Genomic DNA, 6,420 nt, shown 5'->3' on the forward strand with positions numbered 1-6,420 from the left:
TGGTGCCGCTTACAGGACTCGAACCTGTGACCCCCGCATTACGAATGCGATGCTCTACCAACTGAGCTAAAGCGGCGTTGCCCAAGTCCGTGGTGGACTATGGCGAGGGCGGGCGCTTATCAGGTCATGTCGGGGCTGACAAGCACGGACCGACGCGCGACGCGCGGACATCGTCGCGAAACGCTCGCCGGTTTACCCCGTGTTTACCATGGCGCGTGCACAACGTGAGCGGTGACGGCGGCCCGTATTGGGTTTGGCCGAGCGAAGTAGGGCGTTTGCGCATGGACAGTGTTAGCGGATTCGGGAGCGATCGGATCGATCTGGACGAGAGCGTGTCCGCGCCCGATGAGGATGGCGGGGTCGCGGACACGCAAATCGAGGTCGGCACCGACGAACGCCGCATGCACGTGCGCGCCTATAACCACTGGGTCTCGCTGCTCGGCGGGCGACCCTATCCCTCGATCGCCGATCTCGATCCCGCCAATATCGCCGATTTCGGCCCGCACAGCGTCCTGCTCGACTTTTCCGCCGGGATCGAAAATCCGGCAATCGCCTATCTCGGCACGGCGTTGCGGGCGGAATGCAGCCTCGATTCGTCGACGACGCACATTGCGCAAGTGCCGAGCCGCTCGTTGCTATCGCGTTTGACCGACCATTATCTGCAAATCATCGCAAACCGCGCGCCGATCGGCTTCGAGGCCGAATTCGTCAGCACACGCGGGTTCAACACCCTGTACCGCGGCATTTTGATGCCGTTTTCGTCCGACGAGGATTCGATCGATTTCATTTACGGCGTGATCAACTGGAAAGAGTTGGTCGATGCGGAAGCGCAAGCCAAGCTCGACGCCGAAATCGCCGCCGCGGTGCGCACCGCACCGTCCGCGATCGCCACCGCGCCGGTCTGGGCCGACGGACCGAGCGCTGGCCGCGATGTCGAACGCCGCGACGAGGCCGACGACACCGCGCTTGAAGACGATGGTACCGCGCCAGCCGGGGCGAGCCTGCGCGAACAGCTCGCGCTTGCGCAACACTCCGCCAGCGCCGTTCGCGCCGCCGATACGCGCAGCCGATCGACGCTGTACCGCGCGCTGAGCCGCGCCCACACCTTTGCCGCCGCCGCCGATGCGGATCCCGAAGCGTATGAAACCTTGCTCGATATGGCCGGGATCGCGGTGCAATTGCGCGCGCCGATGACGCCGATCGTCAAGCTCGTCTTCGGCGTGGAGCATGACAAGACGCGGCTGACCGAATACGCCGCCGTGCTCGCTTATGCCCGTCGCCTCGGCCTGGCAGCGGGCGCTTTGCGCGATTTTCTCGACGCGTTCGAGGGTGGGATCAAGGGCGTGGTCAAGGCCGAGCGGCTGGCGCGTGCCCCGCTCGCCAAGGTCAGGCCCGATCCGATCGCACTGCTCGCCGAGCGGCCGACGCTGGCCAGCGTCGCGATCGAAACGGCATCATCGAGCGGGCACTATGTCGTTCTGCTCGCCCGTGTGCGCGATGGCGAGATGCTCGATATCGTCGCGACGATGACCGACGATAGCGCGCTGACCGAGCGCGCAATGCGGTGCGCCACGACCTGATCGGTCTCGCGGCGCATGTTGCAGCGCCACAAGTCTTGAGGTCGTGAAGCGTCCGGCGCATAGGGTTGCGCATGGCCAAAACTACGCTGAAATCACTGTCGGATGCGCTTGCCGTCCGGCTGACTAAAGGTGCGCTTCCGGGCGAATTGCAGGGATTCGGCAAGGCCGAGCGGGCGGAGGCCGCGGCCTTTGTCGCTGCCACCGCCGAGCATCGCCCCACCGCGACCGCGACGATCGCGCTGGAGGCCTTGTCAGGGGCCGACCTGCGGCGCCGGATGCGGCTCGCCATCGTCAATGATGACATGCCGTTCCTCGTCGATTCGATCGCCGCGACGATCGGCAGCTTCGACATCGCGATCGACCGAATCATCCATCCCGTGCTGTGCGTCACGCGCGATGCGGATGGCGCGCTGACCAGCGTTGGCGATGACGGCGCGCCCGAATCGATGATCTATCTTGAGTTGGAGCGTGCCGATGCGCGCGAGCGGCGCGATCTGGTTGCGGCATTGGAGCATAACCTCGCCGATGTTCGAATGGCGGTGCAGGATTGGCGCGCTTTGCAGGATGCGATGACAGCGGATATCACGACCCTCCCGCCCGGCGAGGGTGCAGCGTTGCTGACATGGTTGCTCGACCGCAATTTCACCTTGCTCGGGCATGAGGCGTGGCACGGCGGCGCCGCGACGACGCTCGGCATCGCGCGCAACCCGCACCCCGTGCCGTTGCTGGCGGAAGCGTCGCGCGCGCTGGCGATGCGCTGGTTCACCGACGGGGGCGTTGCCCCGCTGTTGCTCAAATCGAACCTGATCTCGGGCGTCCATCGTCACGTGCCGCTCGATCTCGCGGTGGTACCCGTGCGCGACAAGGGCAAGGTGAGCGGCCTGTCGATCCATGCCGGGCTATGGACCAGTGCCGCGCTCAACGCGGCACCGCAGCAAGTGCCCGTGTTGCGCACACATCTCGCGGCGCTCGAAGCGAAATTCGGGTTCAACCCCAAAAGCCATACCGGCAAGGCACTGACGCATGCGCTGACCGGGTTGCCGCACGATCTGATCACGGCTTTCACGCCCGAGGCGCTGGAAGAGGTCGCGCTGACTGCAATGTCGCTGGCGGATCGGCCGCGTCCGAAACTGGTGCTCGTGCGCAGCGTGCTCGGGCGGCATCTGTTCGCCTTTGTGTGGTTGCCGCGCGACGATCTCACCACCGCGCGGCGGATCGCGATCGGCGAAATGCTGACCGAAGCGGCCAAGGCGCATCTGCTCAACTGGGCCGTGGCGATGGACGATGTCACCGCGCTGATCCGCTTCACGCTCGACATTCGCGGTGAGGGGACGATGCCCGATACCGCCGTGCTCGATGCGAGCATCGCGCGGATGGTGCGCGGCTGGGTGCCTGCGGTCGAGGCGGCATTGGGCGATTTGCTCGATCCGGCGCGCGCGACGCGGCTCGCGCTCAAACACGCGGCGAGCTTCCCGCCAGGTTATCGCGCCGCCAACACCGCCGAGGAAGCGGCGCGCGATATCGACCGGCTGGCGCGGCTGGAAACCCCCGAGGATCGCTCGGTCCGACTGTACCGCGACGAGGCGGGCGCGGCGCGGCTGAAGGTCTACCGGCTCGGCGGGGCCTTGCCCTTGTCGGATGCGGTTCCGGTGCTCGAAAATTTCGGCTTCCGCGTCATCGAGGAAGTGCCGACCGCGCTGACCGACGACCAGCATGGCTTCGTTCATGATTTCCTGGTCGAGATCGGTACTTTGCCAACTGATCCGACCGTGCTGGAAGACGCGGTGCAAGCGGTGCTGGAGGGCAAGGCCGAGAATGACGCGTTCAACCGGCTGATCGTCGATGCCGCGCTGGCCCCGGCGTCGGTGCTGCTGTTCCGCGCGTGGTTCCGCTATTTGCGGCAAGCCGGATCGACCTACAGCCTCGCCACCGTGGTCGATGCGCTTCGCCGTGCACCGAAGGTTGCCGCCGCGCTGATCGATCGCTTTACCGCGGCGCATGATCCGGCGCGCAAACCCGTTCCCGTTCGTCCCCGAACTGGATCCGGGGTTGTCGAAGCACCTGCGCGCGGCAAGGCCCTTCGACAGGCTCAGGGCGAACGGGTGGAAGGTGGCACCCCGCAAAAGCTGAACGGCGTCACCGCTGCCGATGCCGCGATCGACGCGGGCCTCGATGCGGTTTCGGCGATCGACGATGACCGGATTCTGCGTTCGCTGCGCAGCGTGATCGCCGCGACGCTGCGCACCAATGCCTTTGCCCCCGCAGGGCAGGCGGCGCTGGCGTTCAAGCTCGACAGTCACCTTGTCCCCGGCCTCCCCGCGCCCGTGCCGTGGCGCGAAATCTGGGTCTATTCGCCACGCGTAGAGGGCATTCATTTGCGCGCGGGGCCAGTCGCACGTGGGGGCTTGCGCTGGTCCGACCGGCGCGACGATTTCCGCACCGAAATTCTCGGCCTGATGAAAGCACAGCGCGTCAAGAATGCGGTGATCGTGCCGACCGGCGCCAAGGGCGGCTTCTATCCCAAGCAGCTCCCCGCCCCCGCCAATCGCGACGCGTGGCTGGCCGAGGGGACCGAAAGCTACCGCGTGTTCATCCGCGCTTTGCTGTCGATTACCGACAATATCGTCGAGGGCGCGGTGGTGCATCCCGAGCATATCGTGATCCATGACGGCGAGGATCCCTATTTCGTCGTCGCCGCCGACAAGGGCACCGCGACCTTCTCGGATGTCGCCAATGCGATCGCGCTCGAACACGGGTTCTGGCTGGGCGACGCCTTCGCCAGCGGCGGATCGGTCGGCTATGATCACAAGGCGATGGGCATCACCGCCAAGGGCGCATGGCTCAGCGTCCAGCGCCACTTTGCCGAACGCGGCGTCGATGTGCAGACGCAGCCGATCCGCGTTGTTGGATGCGGCGACATGTCGGGCGATGTGTTCGGCAACGGGATGCTCTTGTCCAAGACGTTGAAGATCGTCGCGGCGTTCGACCATCGCCACATCTTCCTCGATCCCGATCCCGATCCGGCTGCAAGCTGGGAAGAGCGCAACCGCATGTTTGCGCTGCCGCGTTCGAGCTGGGCGGATTATGACGCGGCGCTGATTTCCAAGGGCGGCGGCGTGTTCCCGCGCACCGACAAGGTGATCAAGCTGTCGAAGCAAATCCGCGCCGTGCTGGGCGTGGAGGAGAGCGAGCTCGATCCCGGTGCGCTGATCTCGGCGATCCTCAAGGCCCCGGTCGATTTGCTGTGGTTCGGCGGGATCGGCACCTATGTGAAGGCGCGCGCCGAGAACAATATCCAGGTCGGCGATCCGGCGAACGATCGCCTCCGCGTCGATGCCGAGGATCTGCGCGTGACCGCGATCGGCGAGGGCGCGAATCTGGGCGTCACGCAAGCCGCGCGCATTGCGTTTTCGGCCTATGGCGGGCGGATCAACACCGACTTCATCGACAATTCGGCGGGCGTCGATTGTTCGGACAATGAGGTCAACATCAAGATCGCGCTTAACCGCGAGATGATCGAAGGGCGCTTGGGTTACGAAAAGCGCAACACCTTCCTCGCCGGGATGACCGACGATGTCGCGCATCTCGTGCTTGAGGATAACCGGCTGCAAACGCTCGCTTTGTCGATCGCCGAAGCCGATGGCGCGCAAGCGGTGCCGAGCTATGTCCGGCTGATCGAGATTTTCGAGGCGAGCGGTTCGCTCGACCGCAAGGTCGAGGGGCTCGCCGGGAATGACGATCTGCTGCGCCGCGCCGCCGAGGGGCGGGGCCTCACGCGCCCCGAACTGGCGGTGTTGCTGGCGACGGCCAAGCTCGCGCTGCAAGCGGCGATCGAACACTCGCCGCTCGGACTCGACCCCGATCTCGCGCCCGATCTGCACGCCGCCTTCCCGCGTGCGATGCAGAAGAAGTTCGGGAGCGCGATCGACCAGCACCGGCTGCGCGGCGAAATCGTCGCGACCAAGCTGGCCAACCGCATCGTCAACCGCATGGGTGTGCTCTACCCGTTCGAACTCGCCGAGGAAGAAGGCGCGGCGATGAGCGACATCGCCGGCATGTTCGTCGTGGTGGAGCGGTTGTTCGACTTGCCGGTGCTGTGGCACGAGATCGAGACCGCGGCGATGCCCGAGGCGGCGCGGATCGCCTTGTTCGACGAAGTGGCCGTCGCGACGCGCGCGCAAATCGCCGATCTGTTGCGCGTCACGCGCAGCGGCACCGGGCCGGGTGCGGTGTTCGCGCGGCTGTCGAAGGGTATCGTGCAGCTCGACCGTCAGACCAAGGCGCTGTTGCTGGCCGAGGCGAGTGCGCAGAGCGCGCGCATCGCCGAGACGCTGGAGACAGCGGGGGCACCGAAGAAATTGGTGCAGAAGGTTGTGCGGCTGTTCGAACTCGACGGCGCGGTTGGCCTGGCCGATCTCGGCGAGCGGCTTGGCTTGGACGAAACCGTACTGACGCGCGCCTTCACGCGATTGGGGCAAGCGCTCGGGCTCGATTGGGCGCAAGCCAATGCCGCGCGCATTTCGTCGAGCGACCCGTGGGAGCGGTTGCTGATCGCGGGTCTGGCGCGCGATTTCCAGCAATTGCGGCTCGAGTTTCTCGGGCGGGGTGCCGGAAGCGATCCGCAGGCGTTGGTCGAGGGGTGGCTTACCGAAAACGCCGGCCGCGTGGCGCAATTCAAGGCCGTGGTCGACCGTGCGCGGCTGGCGCCTGCGCCGAATGCGGCGATGCTGGCGCAGATTGCGGGGCAGGCACGGGTGGTCTTGGGGCGGTAGGGGTCTGCGCGGAGCAGAAAAGCGGGTTCGCGCAGAGGCGCAGAGGACGCGGAGGACGCGGAGGACGC

2 protein-coding genes and 1 tRNA gene are annotated in these 6,420 nt (G+C 66.1%); 2 read left to right on the plus strand and 1 reads right to left on the minus strand.

Annotated elements, in window-relative coordinates; all coding sequences use genetic code 11:
* Nucleotides 1–76, minus strand: a tRNA-Thr gene (locus ABWP09_RS04135).
* Nucleotides 77–281: 205 nt separating this feature from the next.
* On the opposite strand from ABWP09_RS04135, the gene ABWP09_RS04140 reads away from it, so the two are divergent.
* Nucleotides 282–1,580: a PAS domain-containing protein gene (locus ABWP09_RS04140; protein ID WP_353203897.1), complete on the plus strand. Its 1,299-nt coding sequence runs from the start codon at nt 282–284 to the stop codon at nt 1,578–1,580.
* A gap of 71 nt (nt 1,581–1,651) precedes the next feature.
* Entirely contained in the window at nt 1,652–6,352 is a 4,701-nt protein-coding gene (locus tag ABWP09_RS04145) for an NAD-glutamate dehydrogenase (RefSeq protein WP_353203898.1), read from the plus strand.
* The last annotated feature ends 68 nt before the right edge of the window (nt 6,353–6,420 follow it).

Origin of the sequence: Sphingomonas sp. (genome assembly GCF_040398505.1) — a bacterium.
Lineage (GTDB): Bacteria > Pseudomonadota > Alphaproteobacteria > Sphingomonadales > Sphingomonadaceae > Sphingomonas.

Excerpts from the sequence above, each read along its gene's own strand:
- ABWP09_RS04140 (WP_353203897.1), top strand. The coding sequence starts at position 282 with ATGGACAGTGTTAGCGGATTCGGGAGCGATCGGATCGATCTGGACGAG.
- ABWP09_RS04145 (WP_353203898.1), top strand. The coding sequence starts at position 1,652 with ATGGCCAAAACTACGCTGAAATCACTGTCGGATGCGCTTGCCGTCCGG.